Genomic DNA, 24,989 nt, shown 5'->3' on the forward strand with positions numbered 1-24,989 from the left:
TTTGGGCCGGTCCGGTTGCCGGGCCGGCCCGATTACGTTGAGGCAGAAGGAAATACTGATGTCCAAACGCGACTATTACGAAGTGCTCGGCGTGTCCAAGGGCGCTTCTGCGGATGAGATCAAAAAAGGCTTTCGCTCGAAAGCCAAACAGCTGCATCCCGATCGCAACAAGGACAACCCCGATGCCGAAGCGCAGTTCAAAGAGGCCAACGAGGCCTATGATGTTCTGCGTGATGCTGAAAAGAAAGCCGCTTATGATCGCTTTGGTCACGCCGCGTTTGAAAACGGCATGGGCGGTGGCGGCGGCCGTCCCGGTGGCGGCTTCGGTCAGGGCGATTTCTCCAGCGCGTTCTCTGACGTGTTCGACGACTTGTTCGGCGACTTCATGGGTGGCCAGCGTGGGGCAGGCGGGGGCCGTCGCGCCGCACGCGGTTCAGACCTGCGCTATAACCTGCGGGTCACGCTGGAAGAGGCTTATGCAGGCCTGCAGAAAACCATAAACGTTCCTACGGCTGTGGCCTGTTCCTCTTGCGAGGGAACTGGTGCCGAAGGTGGTGTTGAACCCACTGCATGTCCGACTTGTTCCGGCATGGGCAAGGTTCGCGCGCAACAGGGCTTTTTCACGGTTGAGCGCACCTGCCCGACCTGCTCTGGTTTGGGTCAGATCATTAAGAACCCTTGTAAATCGTGCCAAGGTGCGGGGCGCGTTGAAAAAGATCGCGCATTGTCCGTGAACATCCCTGCCGGTGTCGAGACCGGAACCCGGATTCGTCTGGCCGGTGAGGGTGAGGCCGGAATGCGTGGTGGTCCTCCGGGTGACCTCTATATTTTTGTCGAAGTTTCCGAGCACAAGCTGTTCGAACGTGACAGCGTGAACCTCTATTGCCGTGTGCCAGTCAGCATGGCCAAGGCAGCACTTGGTGGTTCGATCGAGGTGCCGACCATCGACGGTGGTCGCGGTCGTGTACAGATTCCTGCCGGCAGCCAGTCGGGTCGCCAGATGCGCCTGCGTAGCAAAGGCATGCCCGCCCTGCGCGGCGGAGGCATCGGGGATATGTTCATCGAACTTGCCGTGGAAACTCCGGTCAATCTGACCAGTCGTCAGAAAGAACTTCTGCGTGAGTTTGACGATTTGGGTGAAGATAACCACCCGGAATCTAAAAGCTTCTTCTCTTCTGTAAAGTCCTTCTGGGATGGCATGAAGGGTTAAACGGTTAAGCACGGGGGCTCTGCCCCCATCGCCCTTTGGGCGCCCCCCCCCGAGATATTTATGGCCAGATGAAGCAGGGGATCCGTGTGTTGCCGATCCGGCGGGCAGGGATAGAGCGCGTTAACTTTTCGGAAACCGATTCTGCGTCAGAGTGGTGTTATGACCCAAGACGCCTTTGCCGAAGCCCCCATGCTGTTCGATACGGATGAAGCACCGGCGCAGCCGCTGCCCGTTGGTCGGTTACCCTCCTACATCAAAGACCATCGCAAGCGGCTGCGCGAAAGGTTCATGTCTGGCGGATCAGCAGCGATGCCGGATTATGAACTGCTGGAACTTGCTCTGTTCCGATCCATCCCGCGTCAGGATGTGAAACCGCTGGCGCGCGCGCTGATGGATGCGTTTGGTGATTTCAATCGTGTGTTGACTGCACCCGAGGAACGGCTGCGTCAGATCAAAGGCGTTGGGGACACGGTGATTACCGATCTGAAAATCCTTGAGGCCTGTGCCCATCGCATGGCGCGTGCCCGGGTGATGCAACGGCATGTGATCTCGGGATGGGATGCGCTTCTGGACTATTGTCACACCACGATGGCGCACCGCGAGATCGAGCAGTTTCGTGTGTTTTATCTAGATCGCAAGAATGTGCTGATTGCGGATGAAGAGCAGGCCAAAGGCACGGTGGATCATGTGCCGGTCTATCCGCGAGAGGTCGCGAAGCGGGCGTTGGAACTCAATGCCTCGGCTCTGATCCTGGTCCACAATCATCCATCCGGTGATCCGACGCCGTCGCAGTCGGACATCGATATGACCAACCGGATTCAGGATGCGTGTTCCGCCCTTGGGCTGACTTTGCATGATCACCTGATCATCGGGAAATCGGCTGAACTGAGTTTCCGCTCGCAAGGCTATTTGTAAGGGTTATCGGATCCAAACTTCGACCCGACGATTCACCTTGCGGCCCCATTCGGTGTCGTCGCAGGCCATCGGCATGGCCTCGCCAAAGCCCTCGACACTGATTTCGATGCTGTCGGGGAGGCTGGTTTCGACCGATGCCAGCACTGCGTTTCGGACGGTTTTGGCTCGCTGCAGGGCAATACGTGAATTGGCGACCGCCGCGCCCTCGCCGTCACTAAACCCAACAAAGATCAATTGACGCGCCTCCAACGTTCCGCTTTCCAAAGCTTGCGCAAGGTTCAAGATGTTTGACCGGGACTGAGCATCGGGTCGCGAAGACCCCGGTTCGAACCGAAAGGACAAAGATAGCCGCGAAAGTGGACGGAGGGTTTCGATCATGCGCTGCAACTCTTGCAACCCGACCTCAGCTCCACCGGTGCTGATCGCATTGGCCAGCCGATCGCCTTGCAGCCCAACCTGGATTGTTTCAAGGGATTGATCGACAAATCCGGCTTGCCGGATGACCATCTGTGCGGCGCTGCTTTGGGTATAGGCCAAAAACTGTCGCGCGACTTTGGGCAATCGTCTTTGTGGCAAATAGAAAAACATGGGTGTGGTCAGCGGATAATCTTCGGTCTTGACCGATTGCCGTGTTGCCGACAGGGCATGTCCGCACCCACCGGTCAGAGGCAGGGCGCGTACAGTCCCGGCCTCGGCAAGACTGGCGACGCCGAGCGCGAACGGGTCGTTCGAGACCGTGCGCACCAGATCGCTGTTTCGATCGTGGCGCGTGATCTGAGCGGTCATATGTGCGTTGGCAGGTGCTAACAGCAAATCCTCGACCGCCTGATCCAGCCCGGAACCGACCTGTGGCAGATGCAGAGAGATCGGCGCATCAGGCCCACCGAGATCGCCCCAATTTGCGACCTCGGCGGTGAAAACCTTCACCAGATCAGCAAGCGATATCTGGCGCACGGGATTGTCGGCCGACACGATTGGCACGATTGCATCCAGAGCCAAGACGCGCGACCGGCGGGTTTGCGTCAGATCTCCGAGCCCAGCGGCTTTGGTCAACTCCAGTTCGTCTGATCGAATTTCCCGCTGCGCCAACACGACATCTGCGGTGTTCTCAACCAGATCGATAAAGCCGTCAGCCGTATCCGTTGCACGAAATATGAACCTCGCCAAAGGCGCCTGCCGATCAGGGTGATTCAGAGCGTAGACCCGCAGGTCTCCGGTTCCCTCGGGCTGTGACAGGGTTAACCCTTCCTCGATGGCAAAGCCCTGTGCAAGCGCGGGTAGCAGTGTCTCGGCGATCACTGATGAGCCAGAGAACCGAACTTCGGCCACAAAATCCATCAGGTTGGGGCAAGCTGGGCCGTCGCAGGTGACCCCTGATCCATCGACCGTCAGCTCTCCGAACTGCGTATCGACACGGTAGAATTCACCGTCGTAACCAAGAAGGGTGCCGACCACTTCTACCTTGCCGTCATGCGAGGTCAAAGTGATGTCCTGCGCGAATACGCTTTGTGCCAAGGATAAGGCAAAGAGCGCGGCGAACGCCGCACGAAGAATGCTCATTGGAAACCGTAGATCTGCCTGCTGCTTATTTGGCAGCGATTGTCAGGTCTGAGAACAGATTATTCAACACCAGAAAATCGCCAGCTGCCTCACAACCGGGCATATCCAGCGACAGGTCGCGTGAGCGTAGCCGTTCCGCGCGCCATTCCAATGATTGCACGCTTAGGGGCTTGCCGCAATTTGCTTCAGTGACCTCAGTTTCAACCGACAGTGTGATACTTCCGGCTTCGGTTGCGGTCTCAATGGGGTACGAATAAACCTCGATATTGCGCGCGACGTCCGAACCGCCCTGACCCAGATGGATCACCGAGCCCGCGCCGCCGGTCTGGGACCCGGACCAAACGTGGCCTTCTTCCCCGTAACCTGCGCCGAATTCCAGCGCATGAAGCTGCAGATCGGTTTCGCCCTGCCACTGCAAGGCAACCCGGTTGAAGCTGTTGATCTCGGGCACATGCGTCGTCGCAACGGTGCCTTTCTCATCCGGCAGCGAGATCAGGAAAATAGCATATTCCGACAGCGCCGGGATGGTCAGGTTCAAGCCGCCAAGCGCATCGGTCTCGGTGCTGAAAACCAGCCCGTTGTGATGAACCTCAATGATCTCATTGGCGTGGCAGGGGGCCTTGACCCGCAGCCGTACGTTGGCGCCGGGCACAGCCATGGCGCGCGCGCTCATATCGCAATTCGAAGGCAAACGGCTGGTTTCTTGCGCCGGGCGCGTGGATTGAGATAGATCCTTGGGACGCGCTTCTGTCGGGGAAGAAGAGGTCAGGACAACGCTTTCCAGTCCGGTCAGGTCCGAGTCCTGCTCCGAGATCGAAGCGACGCGTTCACCGCTCGGCTCAGCATTGGGTTGCTGCGCCGATCCGCTTTGCATCAAATATCCAATGGCCAGAGCGCAGGCAACGGTTCCGCCCGTGGTCACGTAGTTCTTAATGACAAACAAGACACCCTCCCCAGTTGAAGGAGCGAGTCGCAATTTGCTTCCCAATCAAGGCCAATATGTGGCCGTGAGGCGGACTCATTGTGGTGGAAAACAGGTGACGTTAAGTCAACCTGCCGTGGCAATGTTTGAATTTTTTCCCCGAGCCACAAGGGCAAGGATCATTGCGTGACGGGTTACCCCAAGTCGAAGCATCATCCTCGACAAAACCCGGACGACTGTCACCAGACGCTTCGGCTTCGGCGATCGCCTCGGCATTCCCGGCAGCTTGATCCACAGCTTTCTGCGCCTGTGCCTGTTGCGCTGCCATCTGCGCGAGCATTTCCTTCTGTTCTTCTTCGCTCAGCGGGCGCACGCGCGACAATTGCTGAGTGACGGTTTCGCGCAAGGAATCAAGCATCCCTTCGAACAGCTGGAAGCTTTCGTTCTTGTACTCGTTCAGCGGATCGCGCTGTGCATAGCCACGGAAACCCACGACCGAGCGCAGATGTTCCAGCGTCAAAAGATGTTCGCGCCATTTGCCATCGATAGTCTGCAGCAGAACTTGCTTTTCGATGTTGCGCATGTTTTCCGGGCCAAAGGCCACGGCCTTCTGCGCCATCATTTCATCGGCGGCCTTGATCAGACGTTCGCGGATTTGCTCGTCATCTACGCCTTCCTCGGCGGCCCAGTCCTGAACCGGCGCATCGATGGTCAGCTTGTCTTTGACCGCTTCGTGCAGACCTTCTGTATCCCATTGATCTGCATATGATTTTGGCGGCATGAATTCGTCGATCATATCGTCGATCACCTGCTCACGCATATCGGACACGACATCCGACAGATCATCCGCTGACATGATTTCACGCCGCTGGCTGAACACGACTTTCCGCTGATCGTTCATCACGTCGTCGAATTTCAGAACGTTTTTGCGCATGTCAAAGTTGCGACCTTCGACTTTGGATTGCGCCCGTTCCAGCGATTTGTTCACCCAGGGGTGAATGATTGCCTCGCCCTCTTTCATACCCAGCGTGGTCAGGACCTTGTCCAGACGTTCCGAACCGAAAATGCGCATCAGGTCATCTTCCAGGCTCAGGTAGAACACGGTGCGGCCCGGGTCACCTTGGCGTCCCGAACGCCCGCGCAGCTGGTTGTCGATCCGGCGGCTTTCATGACGTTCGGACGCCATTACGTAAAGACCACCGGCCTGCAGCACCTTTTCCTTTTCTTCCGCGTGCTTGGCTTCTTCTGCCGCACGCAACTCGGCCGGGTCAGCCTCGGGGTTTTCGGCCAGCGCCTGCAGCACCTTCATCTCGACATTGCCGCCCAGCTGAATATCGGTGCCGCGGCCCGCCATGTTGGTGGCGATGGTCACCGCGCCAAGACGGCCTGCATCGGCCACTATCTGCGCTTCCTGTTCATGCTGGCGGGCGTTCAGAACGTTGTGCTCGATTCCCTCTTTGTCCAGCATCTGGCTGATCACTTCGGACTTTTCGATCGACGTGGTACCGACAAGAACCGGCTGACCTTTTTCACCGGCCTTTTTGACCTGTTCAATAATGGCACCGTATTTTTCGGCTGTCGTGCGATAGACCTGGTCGTCTTTGTCTTCACGCGCGATTGGCTTGTTGGTCGGAACCTCAACCACACCCAGACCATAGATTTCCTGAAATTCTTCCGCCTCGGTCAGCGCAGTGCCGGTCATGCCGGACAGCTTGTCATAGAGGCGGAAATAGTTCTGGAATGTCACGCTGGCCAGCGTCACATTCTCGGGCTGAATCTGTACGCCTTCCTTGGCTTCGATGGCTTGGTGCAGACCCTCCGACAAGCGGCGGCCCGGCATCATCCGACCGGTGAATTCGTCGATTAGCACCACATTGCCATCCCGAACGATATAGTCCTTGTCACGTTGGAACAGTTTATGCGCGCGCAGGCCCTGATTGACGTGATGCACTACAGTGGTGCTTTCGGGGTCGTACAGCGAATGCCCCTCGGGCAGCAGACCCGCTGAAAGCAGTTGCTGCTCCAAAAACTCGTTGCCTTCATCGGTGAACGTCACGCTGCGGCTCTTTTCATCGAGCGAGTAATGATCGTCCTGCAGCGTCGGGATCACGGTATCGATGGCAGTATAAAGGTCCGATCGGTCTTGTGCCGGCCCCGAGATGATCAGCGGCGTCCGCGCCTCATCAATCAGGATCGAGTCGACTTCGTCGACGATCGCGAAATTGTGGTGCTTCTGATAGACCTGTTCCAGATCGGCCTTCATGTTGTCGCGCAGATAGTCGAAGCCCAACTCATTATTTGTGGCATAGGTGATGTCACACTTGTACGCCGCCATCTTCTCGGCATCCGGTTGGCCCGACCAGATCACACCGGTCGTCATGCCAACGGACGCAAACACCTTGCCCATCCATTCCGAGTCGCGCTTGGCCAGGTATTCGTTCACCGTGACCACATGCACGCCCTTGCCGGTCAGTGCATTCAGATAGGCGGGGAAGGTGGCGACCAGGGTTTTGCCCTCACCCGTTTTCATTTCCGAGATGTTGCCCTGGTGCAGGAACAAACCACCCAACAACTGCACATCAAAGGCCCGAAGACCCAGGGCGCGCTTGGCCCCTTCGCGGACATTGGCAAATGCTTCCGGCAGCAAGTCATCCAGCTTTTCACCATCCAGCGCTCGTTTGCGCAGCTCAGCGGTTTTCTCGATCAGGCCATCGTCGGTCAGGATCTCGAACTCCGGCTCCAGCGCATTGATCTTTTCGACCAGCGGGCGGGCCGCCTTGATCTTGCGGTCGTTCGGTGTTCCGAACACCTTTTTGGCGAGCGTTCCGAGTCCCAGCATGTTCACTCCAGCGGATCTGTTTTTTTCTTGGTTGCGACAGGCTTGCCCACCTTGCGCGCAGCCCCTAGATACGGGGGGTGAAAGGCGGCCCTGTCCAAGGCTTCAAAGCGATGTAAGGGGCAGGTTCCACAGTGTCAACGCTGCGCCCTGTCGCGGCAAAGAAATAGGATAATTCCATGCCCAAAGGCCTCACTTTTCTGCCATCGCTTGCACTTGTTGCCGTGATGGCGTTGCCGCTGGCCGCCCAGGACGCACCGGATGCCAACACCGTGGTTGCCCGCGTGAACGGCGACGAGATCACATTGGGTCACGTCATCGCCACCGCCTCGGCGCTGCCGGCGCAGTATCAGCAGCTTGAAGATGAGGTGCTATATGATTTCATCCTCGAGCAACTGGTCCAGCAGCACCTGCTGAGCCTTGAACAGGAAGAGCTGAATACACTAAACGCCCTTCGACTGGAAAACGAAACCCGGTCCCTGCGCGCCGTACAAACCGTCGAAGCGCTGACAGCCGCCAGTGTCACTGATGAGGCCATACAGGCCGCCTATGACACGCAATTCGCCGAGTTTCAGGGCGAAGACGAGTTCAATGCCAGCCACATTCTGGTCGAATCCGAGGACGAAGCCAAAGCTGTCAAAGCCCAACTTGAAGAAGGCGCAGATTTCGCTGAGCTAGCGAAAGAAAAATCCACAGGACCCTCTGGCCCCAATGGCGGTGCGCTGGGCTGGTTCGGCAAAGGCCAGATGGTGCCCGAGTTTGAAGGTGCCGTGCTTGGCCTTGAAAAGGGTCAGGTCTCGGATCCGGTGCAAACCCAGTTCGGTTGGCACGTGGTCACGCTGAACGACAAGCGCAAGACCGAGGCCCCCGAATTGGCGGTCGTGCGCGATGAATTGGCTCAGACCATTCGGCAAGAAGCAATTCAGGCCAAGATTGACGAGTTGACGCAGCAAGCGCAGATCGAGCGTCCCGCGCTCGAGGGCGCCGGCCCCGAGGTCATGCGCCAGCTGGAGCTGCTGCAGGAGTAACCCCGTGGCCACGATAACCAAGGTTTCACCGCTGGCCCCGGCGGCCTTCCCCGAATTGCCCGCGATCGATGGTGTGCGCTTCGCCACTGTCGAGGCTGGTGTCCGATATCAAGGTCGCACCGATGTGATGCTGGCCGTTCTTGATCCGGGCACCTCGGTGGCCGGGGTGTTCACCCGCTCGGCCACCCGTGCGGCCCCCGTTCTGGATTGTCAGGACAAGATCGGCGGGCCCGGCGACGGGCCTGCAGCGATCCTTGTGAATTCGGGCAACGCCAATGCGTTTACCGGCCATTACGGGCAGACCTCAGTGGCCGAGGTGACGCAAGCTGTTTCCAAAGCTACCGGAGTCGCGGTAGATCGGGTTTTTACCTCGTCGACCGGCGTCATCGGCGAGCCGCTGCCCCATGACCGCATCGTTGCACAGCTTGAGGCGTTGAAGGCGGGCCTCAGCCGTCACGCGATTGAGGACGCGGCGCGCGCGATCATGACCACCGACACCTTCCCGAAGGGGTCGTCGGCGCAGGTCGATATTGGCGGCCAAACAGTCTCTATTGCGGGGATTGCGAAGGGTTCCGGCATGATCGCGCCCGATATGGCGACGATGCTGGTCTATATCTTCACCGATGCTCAGATCGAGCAATCAGCGCTGCAGGCGATGCTGAGCGCGCAGACTGACCGGACCTTCAACTGCATCACCGTGGATAGCGATACCTCGACATCCGACAGCCTCTTGCTCTGCGCCACCGGGGCATCGGGCGTCGATGCCACCGGCAATGCCGCCTTCGCGCAAGCACTGGAAACAGTGATGTTGGACCTTGCGCAGCAAGTGGTCCGCGACGGCGAAGGGGCCACGAAATTCGTCGAAATTCGTGTGACCGGCGCCGCCACGGATGCTGATGCCAAAACTCACGGGCTGGCTATCGCCAACTCCCCGCTGGTCAAAACCGCCATCGCGGGCGAGGACCCGAATTGGGGCCGCATCGTCATGGCCATCGGCAAATCCGGTGCTGCTGCAGACCGCGACCTTTTGAGCATATCGTTCGGAGACATCCTTGTGGCTGAAAAAGGCTGGGTCAGCCCCGACTACCGCGAGGAAGACGCTGCGGCCTATATGAAAGGTCAGGATTTGGTGATCGCAGTCGATCTGGGACTGGGTCAGGGCGCTTCCACCGTCTGGACCTGCGATCTGACCCACGGCTATATCGAAATCAACGCGGATTATCGCTCGTGAAGACAGTATTGGTGTCTGCTGTCGCTCTGATCGACATCGAGGGCCGCGTCCTGCTGGCCCAACGCCCCGAGGGCAAATCCATGGCCGGTCTGTGGGAATTCCCCGGCGGCAAGATCGAACCCGGAGAAACCCCCGAGGCCGCCCTGATCCGCGAATTGCACGAGGAACTGGGCATCGACACCTGGGCCTCGTGCCTCGCGCCGCTGACCTTTGCCAGCCACAGCTATGACGATTTCCACCTGCTGATGCCGCTGTTTGCCTGCCGCAAATGGGAGGGCATACCGCAATCGAAAGAAGGTCAGGCGCTGAAATGGGTGCGTGCGAATGATCTGAGGAACTACCCGATGCCTGCGGCAGATGTGCCGTTGATCCCGGTTCTGAGGGATTGGCTATAAGCCCTTAAAAAAGACTCTAATCTGACTCAACTGGCAAAACGACAAAGCTTGGCAAATCACTGTGGTGCATGTCATTGCTGAACATATCGTTACGAAGGCAACCGACGTATTCTGCTTGAGGTTCCCTTTGTTCGATCCGGACTGGCCCGCCCTCACGCGTAGCAATTCCCGCATGCACCGCGGCCATACAAATGTTGCTCCACCAAGCGTACACTTCGCATCCCTGTACATTGAACGGCCGTATCCGTTGCGCCTCTTTTGTGCACATGCACTCAATGGGTAAGTCAAGTTCACCAATATGGCCGGGGCAATCCTTTAGCTCATCGGCTGAAATCGGTCCACTCCCGCTACCAACGATCACAAAAACCGCGATGGCCACAAATATGATCTGCTGAGCTCTATGCATTATCAATTCTATCACGAACTCACGCGTTGCCCAAAAAAATGCGGCGGTTGTATTCGCTTTTGGCAGCGCTGGTTTATCCAGTTCAACGATTTTTACATCTTGTACAACTCGGAACTTCATTCCTCAGCCCCTGTTACAATTCGTAAGAATTGAGAAAACATCAGGCAAAACTTGACGCTGATCGTTACGACGTCCCTTATCGGGGCATTGGCGTTCGGGCACCATCCCGAACCCGCCATTTTCGGCCCGGGGAGGGGTCGGATGGGGAGGAGAGAAAGATTGGCTCAGACGCAGTCGGGCGCTGAAGGGATGGACTCTCTTCCGGCGCTATTACACCGCAATGTGACCCAGTTCGGGGATGCCCCGGCCTATCGGGAAAAGGAATTCGGGATCTGGCAATGCTGGACCTGGGCGGAAGCCGCCAAAGAAATCCGTGCCATCGCACTTGGGTTTCTAGAACTTGGCGTTGAAAAGGGTGACCATATTGCTGTGATTGGTCGGAACCGTCCCGCCCATTACTGGTCGATGGTTGCCGCTCAGATGGTAGGCGCGGTGCCGGTGCCTCTGTATCAGGATTCGGTCGCCGAAGAGATGGCCTATGTGCTGGAGCATTGCGGCGCGAAATATGTCGTCTGCGGTGACCAGGAGCAGGTCGACAAAGTCATCGAGATTCAGGAAAACCTGCATCAAGTCAAACACATACTCTATACCGACAAGCGCGGGATGCGGAAGTATGACCACTCGCAGATGAACGCGCTTGAGGACATCATGGCCGAGGGCAGTGCGGGGCACGCGCGGTTTGATGCGGAACTGGACAAGCGCATTGCGGCGATCACTTACGATGATACCTGCGTGATGCTTTATACCTCGGGCACCACGGGCAAGCCCAAGGGCGTGGTGCTGTCGAACCGCAATGTTATCGAAAGCGCTAAGAACTCGGCGGAATTCGATCATCTGACCCGGAACGAAGACATCCTGTCTTACCTGCCGATGGCTTGGGTTGGCGATTTCATATTCTCGATTGGTCAGGCTTATTGGTGCGGCTTCTGCGTGAACTGCCCCGAAAGCGCCGACACGATGATGACCGACCTGCGCGAGATCGGGCCGACCTATTTCTTTGCTCCGCCGCGGGTGTTCGAAACCCAGCTGACCAACGTGATGATCCGGATGGAGGATGCGGGCAAGCTGAAGCAGCGCATGTTCCATTATTTCATGGCCCATGCCAAGAAGGTGGGTGGCCTGTTGCTGGACGGCAAGCCGGTGGGCTTTGGCGACAAGCTGAAATACACGCTGGGCAATTTGCTGGTCTATGGCCCGCTGAAAGATACGCTTGGCTATGGCCGGTTCCGTGTGGGCTATACGGCGGGTGAAGCGATCGGGCCGGAAATCTTTGATTTCTACCGCTCTTTGGGCATCAACCTGAAGCAGCTTTACGGTCAGACCGAAGCGACCGTGTTCATCACCGTGCAGCCGGATGGCGAGGTACGGGCGGATACGGTTGGTGTTCCGGCGCCGGATGTCGAGCTGAAGATCGATGATAAGGGCGAGATTCATTACCGCTCACCCGGCGTGTTCGTCGAGTATTACAACAACCCGGATTCGACGGCCTCGACTAAGGATGCCGAAGGTTGGGTGGCGACGGGGGATGCCGGGTTCATCGAGGAGAACTCCGGCCATCTGCGGATCATTGACCGTGCCAAAGACGTGGGCAAGATGGCTGATGGTTCGATGTTCGCGCCGAAATATGTCGAGAACAAGCTGAAGTTCTATCCCGATATTCTTGAAGTCGTGCTGTTCGGGAATGGCAAGGATCGATGCGTGGCTTTCATCAATATCGACCTGACGGCGGTCGGAAACTGGGCGGAACGCAACAACGTGGCCTACGCGTCCTATCAGGAACTTGCGGGACATCCTCGTGTGTTAGAGACGATTCGGAGCCACGTTGAAGAGGTAAACAAGTCGGTCGCGGCGGATGAAATGCTATCGGGCTGTCAGGTGCATCGCTTTGTGGTTCTGCACAAGGAACTGGATGCCGATGATGGCGAGATGACTCGGACCCGCAAGGTGCGGCGTGGGTTTGTCGAGGACAAATTCAGCGACATTATTGCGGCGTTGTATGACGGGTCGTCGAGCGTTTCGACCACGACTGAAGTGACCTATGAAGATGGTCGTAAGGGATCGATTTCTGCGACGTTGGAAATTGTCGATGCGCCAGTGGTTCCGGTCGCGCAGCACAAGGTGGCGGCGGAATGAGTGGGCTGACGCGCGCCGCTCGACCTGCGGTCATCGCCCCGCCCGCCGTCCCGTTTTTGTGTCAGGGAGGTTCTGATGCTGGATAACTCCGAAGGATATGTCACCGAAGACGGCCGCAAGATCGGCGGTGTGGTGATGGAGATGAAGAACATCACCCTGCGCTTTGGCGGCGTGGTGGCCATCAAGGATATCTCGTTCGACATCCGTGAGGGTGAGATCCGTGCGATCATCGGGCCAAACGGGGCGGGCAAATCCTCGATGTTGAATGTGATCTCGGGGTTCTATGTCCCGCAAGAAGGTGAGGTCTGGTTTCACGGTGCCAAACGCCCGCCGATGCGGCCCTTTGAAGTGGCCCAGCAAGGGATCGCGCGGACGTTCCAGAACATTGCCTTGTTTGAAGGGATGAGCGTTCTGGACAACGTCATGACCGGGCGTTTGGGTTTTATGAAGACCAATATTCTTCAGCAAGCGCTGTGGAAGGGCAAGGCCGAGGCAGAAGAGACCGAGAATCGCGAGGCGGTCGAGAAGATCATTGATTTCCTTGAGATTCAGCACATCCGCAAAACGCCGGTGTCCCGCCTGCCTTACGGGTTGAAGAAACGCGTCGAACTGGCGCGCGCGCTGGCGGCGGAACCGAAACTGCTGCTGCTGGATGAGCCGATGGCCGGGATGAACGTCGAAGAGAAAGAGGACATGAGCCGCTTTATCCTCGACGTGAATGACGAGTTTGGCACCACGATTGCGCTGATCGAGCACGATATGGGCGTGGTAATGGATCTGAGCGACCGTGTGGTTGTGATGGATTACGGCAAAAAGATTGGTGACGGCACCCCGGATGAGGTGCGCAACAACCAAGAAGTCATTGATGCCTATTTGGGGGTCAGCCATGACTGAGGTCCGGGCAGAATTGGGGAGGGGCTGGCATGCCTGAACAATTAATCTTCGCGATGGAGGTCATCCTCAACGGTCTGATGGCTGGGGTGCTGTATGCGCTGGTCGCGCTGGGCTTTGTGTTGATCTACAAGGCGTCGGGGATTTTCAATTATGCCCAAGGGGTTATGGCCCTGTTTGCGGCGATGACGCTGGTCGGAATCATGAACGGGCAGGTGCCTTTTGCGCACCTGATCAACGCGACTTTCGGCACGCACGTCTATAATTTTGGTTGGAATGTGCCCGCGTTGCTTGCGATTATTCTAACCATGGCCGTGATGGTGTTGCTGGCCTGGTGCGTGCAGCGGTTCGTGATGCGCCATCTGGTCGGACAGGAACCGATCATCCTGTTCATGGCGACCATCGGTCTGGCCTATTTCCTTGAGGGCGTCGCCGACCTGATGTGGGGGTCCGAGATCAAGACGCTGGATGTGGGTCTGCCGCAGGGTATCAACCTGTGGATTGACGAGACGACTTTTAACATCTTCGACTACGGTTTCTTCATCGACAATCTGGACATCGTGGCCACGATCATCGCAGCACTTCTGGTGGCGGCTCTGGTCGCGTTCAGCCAGTACACCAAGCAGGGTCGGGCGATGCGTGCGGTTGCGGATGACCATCAGGCGGCGCTATCGGTCGGGATTTCGCTGAACTTCATCTGGATCATGGTCTGGTCGGTCGCCGGGTTTGTGGCGCTGGTCGCGGGCATCATGTGGGGCACCAAATCGGGCGTTCAGTTCTCGCTGTCGCTGATCGCGCTGAAGGCGCTGCCGGTGCTGATGCTAGGCGGGTTCACCTCGATCCCCGGAGCCATCGTCGGTGGCCTGATCATCGGTGTGGGTGAGAAACTGTTCGAGTTCGCCATCGGCCCAATGGTTGGCGGTGCGACTGAGAACTGGTTTGCCTATGTATTGGCGCTGATATTCCTCGTGTTCCGACCTCAGGGCCTGTTCGGCGAGAAGATCATCGAGAGGGTGTAGGGCGTGACCAAGCTGATTGCCATCATCAACGTGATCGCATGGGCGGGGTTTTGGGCCTTCGGCTACATCGCCCTGACATCGAGCGATCTGACCGAGGGCCAACTTGTGATCGCTGTAATTCTGGCCTTTGCCGGGCTGGTCATGGGCATCCTGGCTTACATGAAACTGGTGCGCGCTTCCGAGGCCACCGGATATGCCAAAGGGTCCAATCAACTGGACGCCGCTGACCGCAATCGGGCGCAGGAAGAATGGGGAAAGTAAGACATGTTCTATCGTGAGGCCGGGGATTTCAAAACCTCATATATCGCCGACAGCCAGACTTTCCCGATCAAGTTTGACCGGTATCGGTACTATGTCGTTCTGGCGGTGGCGTTTGGAATAATTCCGTTCATCATCAACGATTATTGGGCCAATGCGCTGCTTCTGCCATTCCTGATCTATGCCATCGCTGCGATCGGGCTGAACATTTTGGTGGGCTATTGCGGGCAGGTCTCGCTGGGCACCGGCGGGTTCATGGCAGTGGGGGCCTATGCCTGCTACAAGCTGATGACGGCCTTTCCCGATGTCAGCATGTTCATCCATGTGATCCTTGCTGGAGGGATCACTGCGATTGTTGGTGTTTTGTTTGGTCTGCCATCTCTGCGGATCAAGGGATTCTATCTAGCAGTCGCTACGCTGGCGGCGCAGTTCTTTCTTGTGTGGCTGTTTAACCGGGTGCCGTGGTTCTACAACTATTCGGCTTCGGGTCAGATCAATGCACCGGAACGGGATGTATTTGGGATCATCATCACCGGCCCGAATGCTCCGGCATGGGCGACTTATCTGTTCTGCCTGATCTTCCTGACCGTCTGCGCGATCATCGCGCGTAACCTGACCCGCGGCACCACTGGTCGTACCTGGATGGCAATCCGCGACATGGACATCGCGGCCGAGATCATCGGGGTGAACCCGCTCAAGGCCAAGCTGACCGCCTTTGCTGTCAGTTCGTTCTTCGTGGGCGTGGCCGGCGCGCTGTTCTTTGCGGTCTATCTGGGCGCGGTCGAGGTTGGAGAAGTGTTCGGCATTCAAAAATCGTTCCTGGTGCTGTTCATGGTGATTATCGGCGGATTAGGGTCTATTTTTGGGTCCTTTGCCGGTGCCGCCTTCCTCGTGCTGCTGCCAGTCGTTTTGAAACTGCTTGGCGTCGATCTGCTGGGCTGGCCCACAGATATCGTGGCGCACCTGAACCTCGTCATCGTCGGTGCTCTGATCATCATGTTCCTGATCCTCGAACCGCACGGTCTGGCGCAGCTGTGGCGTGTGGCGAAAGAGAAACTCAGGCTCTGGCCGTTCCCGCACTAAGGACCGGCCCAACGAAAAGACGGGTGTGAAACCCGAAACCCAACATCGGATCAACCAAGGGAGGAGACACCCGATGAAAAAGAAACTGGCAACCCTGGCGCTGGGCGCCGTGATGGCCGCAGGTCCGGTCATGGCCGACCTCGTATTCCCGTCGCTCAGTTACCGGACCGGGCCTTATGCGGCCGGCGGTATCCCATTTGCGGACGGATATGCCGACTACTTCACACTGCTGAACGAACGCGATGGCGGTATCGGCGGTGTTGCGGCCAACGTGATCGAATGCGAGACCGGATATAACACGGAAAAAGGCGTGGAATGTTATGAATCGACCAAGGGCGAAGGTGCTTTGGTCTATCAGCCCCTGTCCACCGGCATCACCTATCAGTTGATCCCTAAAGTGACCGCAGACGGCATTCCGCTGCACACAATGGGTTATGGCCGCACCTCGGCGGCGAACGGTAAGGTGTTCAGCAACGTGTTCAACTATCCTGCCAACTACTGGAACGGGGCGTCGGGCGCGATCAACTATCTGCTGGACGAAAACGGTGGCGACTTGAGCGGCAAGAAGATCGCGCTGGTCTATCACAACTCGGCCTATGGCAAGGAACCGATCCGTACGCTGGAAACACTGGCTGAAAAACATGGCTATGACCTGACCCTGTTGCCGGTCGACCACCCCGGTCAGGAGCAGAAGTCGCAGTGGCTGCAAATCCGCCGGGAAAAGCCCGACTATGTGATCATGTGGGGCTGGGGCGTGATGAACCAGGTCGCCGTGCAAGAAGCCGCCAATATCCGCTTCCCGATGGAGAACTTCATCGGTGTCTGGTGGTCCGGGGCCGAGTTTGATGTTGAGCCTGCGGGTGATAAGGCCACCGGTTACAAAGCGCTGACCTTCACCGGTCTGGGCGACGACTATCCTGTCTATGACGACCTGAAGAAATATGTCGTCGATGCGGGCAAAGCTGCAGGCGCCGGTGATCAACTGGGTACGGTGCAGTACAACCGCGGCCTCTATGCTGCGATGCTGGCCGCAGAAGCAGTGAAAACCGCGCAAGAGATGCACGGCACTGCCGAGATCGACGCAGCGATGATGCGCGATGGCATGGAGGCGCTGGAGATCACCAACGCCAAGATGGAAGCGCTGGGTATGGCCGGTTTCGGACCTGAATTCGCGGTCTCATGCGAAAACCACGGCGGCCCAGGCCTTGTCGGCGTTGTTCAGTGGGATGCAGCGGCGGGTACCTGGAACTCGATTCAGGGCTTCGAACCGACTGACGCTGAGGTCATCAACGCACTGATCGACGAAGACTCGGGCGCATATGCTGCTGAGAACAATATTTCTCAGCGCTGCGAATAAGGTGCTCTGAACCAAACGGGGCGGCGGATCGCTGCCGCCCCGAACCCCACACTCGCACAAGGACACGCGCTGATGTTGGATGCGGCACAAACCACTGACGTGCAGGCGGAAACCCTGCTTGAGGTCAACAATATCGAGGTGATCTACAACCATGTGATCCTTGTTCTGAAAGGCGTCAGCCTGACTGTGCCCAAGGGCGGCATCACAGCCCTCCTGGGTGGCAATGGTGCGGGCAAGACAACCACATTGAAGGCCGTGTCGAACTTGCTGCATTCGGAACGGGGCGAGGTCACCAAAGGCTCGATTAAATATCGCGGCGAGGGCGTGCATGAAAGCGACCCGGCTGCCTTGGTTGAGAAGGGCGTCATTCAAGTCATGGAAGGCCGCCACTGTTTCGAACACCTCACAGTCGAGGAAAATCTGCTGACCGGTGCCTATACCCGGAAGGACGGGTCTGCCGCGATCCAGCAGGACCTTGAACTGGTTTACAATTACTTCCCACGCTTGAAGGAACGCCGTCGTAGTCAGGCCGGTTATACTTCGGGCGGTGAGCAGCAGATGGTTGCGATGGGCAGGGCTCTGATGTCGCGCCCCGAGACCATCCTTCTTGATGAACCCTCAATGGGTCTAGCCCCGCAACTTGTCGAAGAGATTTTTGGCATCGTAAGGGACCTGAATGAGAAGGAAGGCGTGTCCTTCCTGCTGGCTGAGCAGAACACAAATGTGGCTCTAAGGTTTGCTCATTACGGTTATATTCTGGAATCTGGCCGCGTGGTGATGGACGGCCCCGCCGCTGAATTGCGCGAAAACCCGGACGTAAAGGAATTTTATCTCGGCATGTCTGACGAAGGCCGCAAGAGCTTTCGAGACGTGCGCTCATACCGCCGCCGCAAGAGATGGCTGTAAGCGGGTGGAGGATATTTCAATGACCTATTTTGATAAGCTTGAAACCCGATCCGCTGACGAGCGCACCGCTGATCACGCGCGCGCCTTGCCAGAACAGATTGCCCGCGCGCAAAAAGCGCCCGGATATGCCGGCATCCTGTCCAACGTGGACGCCGGCACAGTGACAGACATGCAGGCGCTGGCACAACTGCCGGTTCTGCGAAAATCCGATCTGACAAAGGCGCAGGGCACCCGGCCTCCGTTTGGAGGGTTCACCGTCAAACCGGCGCGGAATTTCCAGCATGTCTTTCAATCTCCGGGGCCAATCTATGAACCCGGCAGCACTGATCACGACTGGTGGCGCATGGGCCGGTTCCTGAATGCAGCCGGGGTTGGTCCGGGCGATATCGTTCAGAACTGTTTTGGCTATCACCTCACCCCTGCGGGCATGATCTTTGAAAGCGGCGCGCAGGCTGTTGGCGCGTCGGTCCTGCCTGCAGGTACAGGTCAGACCGAGTTGCAGGTGACAGCTGCGCGCGATGTGGGTTGCACCGCATATGCAGGAACGCCTGACTATCTGAAAGTCATTCTGGATAAAGCCGAAGCCATGGGCGTCGCGCTGAAATTTTCCAAGGCCGTTGTGGGTGGCGGGGCGCTGTTTCCAAGCCTACGACAAGATTACGCCGATCGGGGCATCGTCTGCCTGCAATGCTACGCGACCGCTGATCTGGGCAACATAGCTTATGAAAGCCCTGCGATGGAGGGTATGATCATCGACGAACACGTGATCGTTGAGATCGTCACCCCCGGCACAGGAACCCCGGTTGCACCTGGTGAAGTAGGTGAGGTGATTGTGACCACGCTGAACCCCGATTACCCGTTGATCCGATTTGCCACCGGTGATCTGTCGGCGATCATGCCCGGAGAGTCTCCGTGCGGGCGCACAAATATGCGTATCAAAGGCTGGATGGGTCGCGCCGATCAGACCACCAAGATCAAGGGCATGTTCGTCCGCCCCGAACAGGTGGCCGCGCTGGTCGACAAGCATGATGAAATCGTCAAGGCGCGTGTCATTGCGGCGCGACAGGGCGAGATGGATACCATGACCGTTCAGATCGAAAGCCCCTGCGAGAACGATGGTGCCTATGCAAAATCGGTGGTCGAAGTCCTGAAACTGAAAGGCGCGATTGAAGTTGTGGCGCCGGGCTCATTACCAAAAGATGGCTTGGTGATCGAGGATCAGCGCGTTTATGAATAGGGATCTGCGGCGAACATTGCCGCAGTTTTTGTTAGTCCGCCCACTGGTGTTTCTTAGAGTTTTAGTCGATTAAAGGCAGACCCTACGGGATTCTCAGTCAGACGCCATGGCCGAAGTCGAATATTCAGAACACGGAACACATAATCGCGGCGCACTAGGCACACGCTTTGTGGGCGGCATTGCCTATGTCGTGGCAGCCGCCTGTCTGTTGCCAATGGTGGCGGTTGTTCTGGCGGCGGTGACCGGTGGCACCGACACAATTTCCCATTTGTTAGAGACTGTTTTGCCTGGCTATGCGCTGACCACGGTGATCCTGGTGGTGCTGGTCGCAGCAGGGACGTTTTCGATTGGCGTCGGCGCTGCGTGGCTGGTCACGATGACCCGCTTTCCCGGAGTGCGGTGGCTGGAAATCGCTCTGGTCCTGCCGCTGGCCTTTCCGGCTTATGTGCTGGCCTATGCCTATACCTTCATTCTGGATCACCCCGGAATCGTTCAGACCACGCTGCGGGATGTGACCGGCTGGGGCCCGCGCGACTATTGGTTCCCCGAGATTCGCTCGACCGAGGGTGCGGCGGTGATGTTGATCCTGGTGTTGTATCCCTATGTCTATTTGCTGGCGCGCGCGGCGTTTCTGCAGCAAAGCGCCACGGCCTTTCTGGCGGCCCGGGCGCTGGGCAACGGCCCTTGGCATGCCTTTTGGCGCGTATCCCTGCCGATGGCACGCCCGGCGATTGCGGGGGGCGTCTTGCTGGCGGTTATGGAAACCATCGCCGATTTCGGCACAGTCGCCTATTTCGGAGTGCAGACTTTTGCCACTGGCATCTACACAAGCTGGTTTTCCATGGCTGATCGCGCTGCTGCGGCGCAACTCGCCCTTTGTCTGTTGGGTTTTGCGCTTGTCATGGCCGTGGCCGAGCGGACACAGCGCGGCAAAGCCAAATACTATCAGGCAGGCAAGCGCCACGCAGGTCTGCCAGCGGCGCAACTCAAGGGATGGCAATCACTTGCGGCATTTCTGCTATGCGCAATTCCCGTCCTGTTCGGATTCCTTCTGCCTGTGGTTATCCTGGTGCAGATGGGGTTGGAATCCGAGCAGAACCTGCTGTCGCGCCGATATATCGGGTTCATACAGAACTCGCTGACACTGGCGGGGACTGCGGCGGTTATCACCGTCAGCGCGGCGATTTCGATAGGATTCTTCCAACGCCTGCGCCCCGGACGCGGGGCCGCAATGGCGGCTTATGTGGCGCGGTTGGGTTATGCGGTGCCGGGTGGCGTGATAGCCGTGGGGCTGATCGTCCCCTTTGCGGGATTCGACAACGCACTGGATGCGTGGATGCGCCAGACCTTTGATATCTCGACCGGATTGCTGGTCACGGGATCCATCTGGTTGCTGATCGCGGCCTATATGGTGCGCTTTCTGGCCGCCGCGCTCAGCGCCTATGAGGGTGGGCAGAGTACGGTTCACGCCAATATGGATGCCGCCGCGCGGTCGCTGGGTCAAACCCCGTTAGGAACGCTGCGCCGGGTGCATCTGCCGATCCTTACGCCTTCGCTGCTAACGGCACTGTTGATTGTCTTTGTGGATGTGATGAAAGAGCTGCCCGCGACCCTGATCATGCGGCCTTTTAACTTCGACACGCTAGCAGTGCAGGCCTATCGTCTGGCCTCGGATGAGAGGCTTGAAGGTGCAGCGGTTCCGTCGCTGGTTATTCTGGCTGTCGGGTTGCTGCCGGTGATCCTGATTTGCCGTCAGGTTGGGCGCAGATAGCGGGCGGGCGATCCAAAAATACAACACCTTGATGCCAGTGGGCTTGATTCGACGGCGATTTCCGGCAAGGCTTGTCATATGAACATGCAGCCTCCCAGCCGGTTCGGGTCCGGCTCTGCCCAGATGCCGGTCGCGTTTGACCGGCGCGAGATGTCTCAAATCCTGTCTGTTTATGGCCGAATGGTTGCTGCCGGTGAATGGCGCGACTACGGAATCTCGAACCTGCGGGATATGGCGGTATTTTCGATTTTTCGGCGCACGGCGGAACATCCCATCTACAGGGTCGAGAAGCACCCGCGCCTGCGGCTACGTCAGGGCATGTATTCCGTGGTCGGCATGGATGGGCGTATTTTGAAGCGCGGGCACGATCTGCGCGCGGTTCTGAGGGTTCTGGAACGCAAGCTTATCCGTGCGGTTGACCTGGATTAGAGCCTTTTATGCGCTGTAACCGGCCCGTCGCCCTGGGCGGCGATCCGGGCAATCGCCTGATCCATCGGTTCGAGCGCAACGGCCATGTGATAGGCGTTGGCGTGAAGTAGAAGGTTTTCGGCGGCAACCCAGGCAACATGGCCTTTCCAGAACAGCAAGTCTCCGCGCCGTGCGGGATCGCCCTCGGGCACCGATCCACCAACTTCGCGTTCCTGATCGCCGCTGTCTCCGGGACAAGGAACGCCGCAGGCGAGCAGTGCGAGCTGCACGAGGCCCGAGCAATCCAGCCCGAATCGACTGTTACCACCCCAAAGATAAGGGGTGCCGAGAAAAAGTTCGGCCGCGGTAACGGGATCGGTCAGCAGGGAATAGGCGGGCACGGCATGCACCCCCGGAATGAACCCGATTGGCGTTTCCAGAAACCCGCTCTCCTCAGACAGAGCCCTGATTTTGCTTCCAAAGCTCAGCGAGGTCAGATCGCGGCTTTTAATATCGGGCTTCTCATAGGCATGGGTCGAAGCGGCGACGATCCAGTGAGTCTGTGGCTCAATTGGTCCCAGATGGTCCGTCGCCACCCATCCGGTATAGCCGTCCTTGCTGGCCGAGATCTTGCTCCAGCCGTTTTGGTCGTCCAAAACAGTGACCGTGTCGCCGAACAACAATTGCCGGTCGCGCGGACCGTCAGGGTGGCGCAGCAGGTCTATGACCGGTTGAATGATGCGCGCCTGAGTCATAGGCCAAGGATCTCTGGCAAAGCACCCAGAAGGGCACGCGGGCCTTGGCCCAAACCACCCTTGCTACGACCGGGTTCCTTACTGCGTTGCCACGAATAGATGTCAAAATGCATATAGCGACTTTCGGCAGCGAACCGGCGCAGGAACAGCGCCGCGGTGATAGAGCCTGCAAATCCACCAGAAGGCGCATTGTCGAGGTTAGCGATGCCGGGTTCGATCATCGCTTCATAGGGGTCATGAAAAGGCATACGCCAGACCGGATCAGCGGCAGTCCAGCCAGCACGCGCCAGCACGTCGGCGGCTTTGTCGTCATCGGTATAAAACGGGGCCAGATCAGCGCCCAATGCAACCCGGGCCGCGCCAGTCAAAGTGGCCATCGAGATGAGCAGGTTTGGTGCCCCTTCATGCGCCAGAGTAAGGGCATCGGCCAGCACCAACCGACCCTCGGCATCAGTGTTGTTGATCTCAACAGTTAGCCCATTACGCGCCGTCAGGATGTCGCCGGGGCGGAAAGCATTGCCCGCTACTGCGTTTTCGACCGCCGGGATCAGGACCCGTAATTGCACTTTCAGATCCAGCGCCATTATCATACGGGCCAGACTCAGCACATTGGCCGCTCCACCCATATCTTTTTTCATCAACCCCATCGAAGCACCGGGTTTCAGATTCAGGCCGCCGGTATCGAAACAGACCCCTTTCCCAACTAATGTTAGTTTTGGCCCTTGATCGCCCCAGTTCATCTCGATCAGACGCGGGGCCTGTTCGGCAGCACGCCCCACCGCGTGGATCATCGGAAAATTCTGTTCCAGCAACGCATCGCCTGTGATGACCGAGATGTCTGCGCCGTGTTCCCGTGCCAGTGCCTCAACCGCGTGTTGTAATTGCACCGGGCCCATGTCCGAAGCGGGTGTGTTGACCAGATCCCGTGTCAATGCCTCGGCATTGGCCATGATTTCGATCCGCCGGGCATCTACGCCCTCGGGCGCGATCAGCGTGGCGTTAGCCGGGCTTTGCGCTGCATAGCGATCAAAGGCATATCCCGTCATCAGCCAGCCCAGGCATTCAGCCTCAAGCACATCTGCGGGAACGCCCGAGGCGATATGATAGGTGCCCTTGGGCAGCGATTCTGCGGCAGCGGCTAGCGGAAATCGCTTGCGTACCCGTTTTGCCGCGCTGCCATATCCCGCCATGGCAAACTGCGGATTACCATCTGTGCCGGGCACCAGAAGTGTTTGACCCAGAGCTCCGGAAAACCCATCGGCCGCAACCCAAGCTCGGATATGATCCGGCTGATCGGCCAGCCAGCTTTCAAAATCTGATTGCTCTAACACATGTAGTGGCAGCGATGGGTCGGAGGCAGGGGCGAAGGACAGGGTCATGCGTGTCTCGGCTGGTTGGATTTTCGCCCAGACTATCTGTCTGCGGCGCACTCGCAACCCCTTCTCAGACAGATAGATCTTGCTGGTCCCAGACGGCAGTCAGCGATCGCTCACCCACACGGATCAGGCGGCTCAGAGTCGCCCCTGTCGCGACCGCATCGCCAGCGTCGACAGTACAGGCTACATCGCCTGCCACACGTGCCAGTGCTGTCATGCCGATTTGCTCGGATATGGCTACGAGAGATTTTGCGCATTTGCGCAGCCCGGCCCAATCGCGTTGCCGCCAAAACCGTTCACAATTCGACAGCCGCAACGCCAGTTCTTCAACCGTGCGGCACAGCACGTCCATGGCGTTGGTGTCGCCGAGCTGATTGTACAGGCTGCTCAGGCGGTCCGGGTCCAGACGCACGGGTTCCTTCTGTTCCAGTGTGATAATCTTGTCCACCACATTCACCCCAATTGAAATGCCCCCACGGCACAGTCAGAGATTGGCGGCAAAATACTTTGCAAAACCTTGCACCGGTTCAAAAGAATGGGTCGAATTTTCTGAGAATTCAGGCTTCCACGCTGTTCTGTGGGCAAAACCGGGCGAGAGTCCGGTCACACCTCTTGCGTTGACGCTCACTTGCTGCCAGTACCATAGAAACCGGACAGAGAAGGACAGGATCATGCCGATTACCACTGACGAGCTGGCCGCTGCCCGTACCGCCTGGGGCGATGGGTTGATTGCGATCTCCAAAGCTTTTGAAGACGGTGGGATCGATGCGGCCCGTTCCGTTGCCGAGGGTGTTCTGGATGCGGCATACGGCTATAATCTGGGTCCGGTCCTGTTCAAACCAACTATGGCATCCGGAGATCAAACCTTTCGCCCGACTCGCCACGGTGCACTGGCCTATTTTGTCGGTCACGATGCCGAATTTCCACTTGATGGCGGTTTCGGAATCAAGGGTTGGCGCGAAATGGCAAGTGAGACATCGGCCAGCTTCGTCGAAGGCGATGTCGCCATGTGGATGGGCAAGGTCATTCTGACGGATAGCCAAGGTAACATCACGCAAGTCGACAAAAGCTTCGGCTACAAAAAAGACGCTGACGGAGTGCTTCGCATCGTGCTGCACCATTCGTCGCTGCCTTACCAGCCACCGGCCTGATCCTGCGGGTCATACGATCGG

At 58.0% G+C, this 24,989-nt stretch carries 24 protein-coding genes; 16 read left to right on the forward strand and 8 right to left on the reverse strand.

Translation table 11 applies throughout. From position 1 onward, the window contains the following. Window positions 1–58: 58 nt before the first annotated feature. Together dnaJ and radC are read left to right on the forward strand one after the other, a co-directional pair. Window positions 59–1,210, forward strand: a complete 1,152-nt coding sequence (dnaJ, locus tag ACR0EN_RS19105; RefSeq protein WP_170408772.1) for a molecular chaperone DnaJ — start codon at window positions 59–61, stop codon at window positions 1,208–1,210. 159 nt (window positions 1,211–1,369) lie between these two features. Beyond that, the gene (gene radC / locus ACR0EN_RS19110) at window positions 1,370–2,125 is read left to right on the forward strand and encodes a RadC family protein (protein ID WP_170515434.1); all 756 of its coding nucleotides are present in this window, start codon (window positions 1,370–1,372) and stop codon (window positions 2,123–2,125) included. Window positions 2,126–2,128: 3 nt separating this feature from the next. Here radC and ACR0EN_RS19115 read toward each other — a convergent pair whose 3' ends face one another. The 3 genes from ACR0EN_RS19115 to secA all read right to left on the reverse strand — a co-directional run bounded on the left by ACR0EN_RS19115 (window position 2,129) and on the right by secA (window position 7,446). Further along, entirely contained in the window at window positions 2,129–3,685 is a 1,557-nt protein-coding gene (locus tag ACR0EN_RS19115) for a phosphate ABC transporter substrate-binding/OmpA family protein (protein WP_170819252.1), read from the reverse strand. A gap of 25 nt (window positions 3,686–3,710) precedes the next feature. Beyond that, complete coding sequence (locus ACR0EN_RS19120) at window positions 3,711–4,628, reverse strand: hypothetical protein (RefSeq protein ID WP_480503936.1); 918 nt, start codon at window positions 4,626–4,628, stop codon at window positions 3,711–3,713. 100 nt (window positions 4,629–4,728) lie between these two features. Continuing rightward, the gene (secA, locus tag ACR0EN_RS19125) at window positions 4,729–7,446 is read right to left on the reverse strand and encodes a preprotein translocase subunit SecA (RefSeq protein ID WP_480588309.1); all 2,718 of its coding nucleotides are present in this window, start codon (window positions 7,444–7,446) and stop codon (window positions 4,729–4,731) included. 176 nt (window positions 7,447–7,622) lie between these two features. Here secA and ACR0EN_RS19130 point away from each other — a divergent pair, with 176 nt between their 5' ends. The 3 genes from ACR0EN_RS19130 to mutT are packed head-to-tail and all read left to right on the forward strand — an operon-like array spanning window position 7,623 to window position 10,097. Next, the gene (locus tag ACR0EN_RS19130) at window positions 7,623–8,471 is read left to right on the forward strand and encodes a peptidylprolyl isomerase (protein WP_170426289.1); all 849 of its coding nucleotides are present in this window, start codon (window positions 7,623–7,625) and stop codon (window positions 8,469–8,471) included. Window positions 8,472–8,475: 4 nt separating this feature from the next. Next, the gene (argJ, locus tag ACR0EN_RS19135) at window positions 8,476–9,702 is read left to right on the forward strand and encodes a bifunctional glutamate N-acetyltransferase/amino-acid acetyltransferase ArgJ (protein WP_480571683.1); all 1,227 of its coding nucleotides are present in this window, start codon (window positions 8,476–8,478) and stop codon (window positions 9,700–9,702) included. Continuing rightward, entirely contained in the window at window positions 9,699–10,097 is a 399-nt protein-coding gene (mutT, locus tag ACR0EN_RS19140) for an 8-oxo-dGTP diphosphatase MutT (RefSeq protein ID WP_170399291.1), read from the forward strand. The genes argJ and mutT overlap by 4 nt, the downstream gene beginning before the upstream one ends. A gap of 16 nt (window positions 10,098–10,113) precedes the next feature. Here the strand turns inward: mutT and ACR0EN_RS19145 are convergent, their stop codons facing one another. Then, window positions 10,114–10,623 (reverse strand): LCCL domain-containing protein, encoded by a 510-nt coding sequence (locus tag ACR0EN_RS19145; RefSeq protein WP_480588311.1) that lies wholly within the window; start codon window positions 10,621–10,623, stop codon window positions 10,114–10,116. 189 nt (window positions 10,624–10,812) lie between these two features. Between ACR0EN_RS19145 and ACR0EN_RS19150 the strand changes: the two genes are divergently transcribed. From ACR0EN_RS19150 to ACR0EN_RS19195, 10 genes are all read left to right on the forward strand, one after another. Continuing rightward, complete coding sequence (locus ACR0EN_RS19150; protein WP_170515296.1) at window positions 10,813–12,756, forward strand: AMP-binding protein; 1,944 nt, start codon at window positions 10,813–10,815, stop codon at window positions 12,754–12,756. 75 nt (window positions 12,757–12,831) lie between these two features. Next, complete coding sequence (locus ACR0EN_RS19155; protein ID WP_170426283.1) at window positions 12,832–13,650, forward strand: ABC transporter ATP-binding protein; 819 nt, start codon at window positions 12,832–12,834, stop codon at window positions 13,648–13,650. A gap of 29 nt (window positions 13,651–13,679) precedes the next feature. After that, window positions 13,680–14,666: a branched-chain amino acid ABC transporter permease gene (locus ACR0EN_RS19160; protein ID WP_170408767.1), complete on the forward strand. Its 987-nt coding sequence runs from the start codon at window positions 13,680–13,682 to the stop codon at window positions 14,664–14,666. A gap of 3 nt (window positions 14,667–14,669) precedes the next feature. Next, complete coding sequence (locus tag ACR0EN_RS19165) at window positions 14,670–14,927, forward strand: hypothetical protein (RefSeq protein WP_170819247.1); 258 nt, start codon at window positions 14,670–14,672, stop codon at window positions 14,925–14,927. Between the two features lie 3 nt (window positions 14,928–14,930). After that, entirely contained in the window at window positions 14,931–16,007 is a 1,077-nt protein-coding gene (locus ACR0EN_RS19170; protein ID WP_170408765.1) for a branched-chain amino acid ABC transporter permease, read from the forward strand. 73 nt (window positions 16,008–16,080) lie between these two features. Further along, on the forward strand, window positions 16,081–17,364 hold the full coding sequence (locus ACR0EN_RS19175; RefSeq protein ID WP_170627002.1) for an ABC transporter substrate-binding protein: 1,284 nt from the start codon (window positions 16,081–16,083) through the stop codon (window positions 17,362–17,364). Window positions 17,365–17,436: 72 nt separating this feature from the next. Continuing rightward, window positions 17,437–18,270, forward strand: a complete 834-nt coding sequence (locus tag ACR0EN_RS19180; RefSeq protein ID WP_170399269.1) for an ABC transporter ATP-binding protein — start codon at window positions 17,437–17,439, stop codon at window positions 18,268–18,270. Between the two features lie 19 nt (window positions 18,271–18,289). Continuing rightward, the gene (locus tag ACR0EN_RS19185; RefSeq protein ID WP_480588314.1) at window positions 18,290–19,507 is read left to right on the forward strand and encodes a phenylacetate--CoA ligase family protein; all 1,218 of its coding nucleotides are present in this window, start codon (window positions 18,290–18,292) and stop codon (window positions 19,505–19,507) included. A gap of 106 nt (window positions 19,508–19,613) precedes the next feature. Then, window positions 19,614–21,278, forward strand: coding sequence for an ABC transporter permease (locus ACR0EN_RS19190; RefSeq protein ID WP_170627006.1), 1,665 nt, complete (start codon window positions 19,614–19,616; stop codon window positions 21,276–21,278). A gap of 78 nt (window positions 21,279–21,356) precedes the next feature. After that, window positions 21,357–21,707: a DUF2794 domain-containing protein gene (locus ACR0EN_RS19195; RefSeq protein ID WP_170399260.1), complete on the forward strand. Its 351-nt coding sequence runs from the start codon at window positions 21,357–21,359 to the stop codon at window positions 21,705–21,707. Here ACR0EN_RS19195 and ACR0EN_RS19200 read toward each other — a convergent pair. The 4 genes from ACR0EN_RS19200 to ACR0EN_RS19215 form a co-directional block, all read right to left on the reverse strand. After that, the gene (locus ACR0EN_RS19200; protein ID WP_170819246.1) at window positions 21,704–22,441 is read right to left on the reverse strand and encodes an NlpC/P60 family protein; all 738 of its coding nucleotides are present in this window, start codon (window positions 22,439–22,441) and stop codon (window positions 21,704–21,706) included. The two genes, ACR0EN_RS19195 and ACR0EN_RS19200, sit on opposite strands and share 4 nt — an antisense overlap. After that, window positions 22,438–23,820, reverse strand: a complete 1,383-nt coding sequence (locus tag ACR0EN_RS19205; protein WP_170819245.1) for a M17 family metallopeptidase — start codon at window positions 23,818–23,820, stop codon at window positions 22,438–22,440. Before ACR0EN_RS19205 ends, ACR0EN_RS19200 begins: the two co-directional genes overlap by 4 nt. A gap of 64 nt (window positions 23,821–23,884) precedes the next feature. After that, window positions 23,885–24,274 (reverse strand): hypothetical protein, encoded by a 390-nt coding sequence (locus ACR0EN_RS19210; RefSeq protein ID WP_170399254.1) that lies wholly within the window; start codon window positions 24,272–24,274, stop codon window positions 23,885–23,887. 27 nt (window positions 24,275–24,301) lie between these two features. Further along, on the reverse strand, window positions 24,302–24,490 hold the full coding sequence (locus ACR0EN_RS19215) for a hypothetical protein (protein ID WP_170627010.1): 189 nt from the start codon (window positions 24,488–24,490) through the stop codon (window positions 24,302–24,304). Here ACR0EN_RS19215 and ACR0EN_RS19220 point away from each other — a divergent pair. Then, window positions 24,489–24,968 (forward strand): phosphoribosyl-AMP cyclohydrolase, encoded by a 480-nt coding sequence (locus tag ACR0EN_RS19220; RefSeq protein ID WP_170399250.1) that lies wholly within the window; start codon window positions 24,489–24,491, stop codon window positions 24,966–24,968. The genes ACR0EN_RS19215 and ACR0EN_RS19220 overlap by 2 nt on opposite strands. Window positions 24,969–24,989 lie beyond the last annotated feature (21 nt).

The organism is Ruegeria sp. AB7, assembly GCF_056542625.1.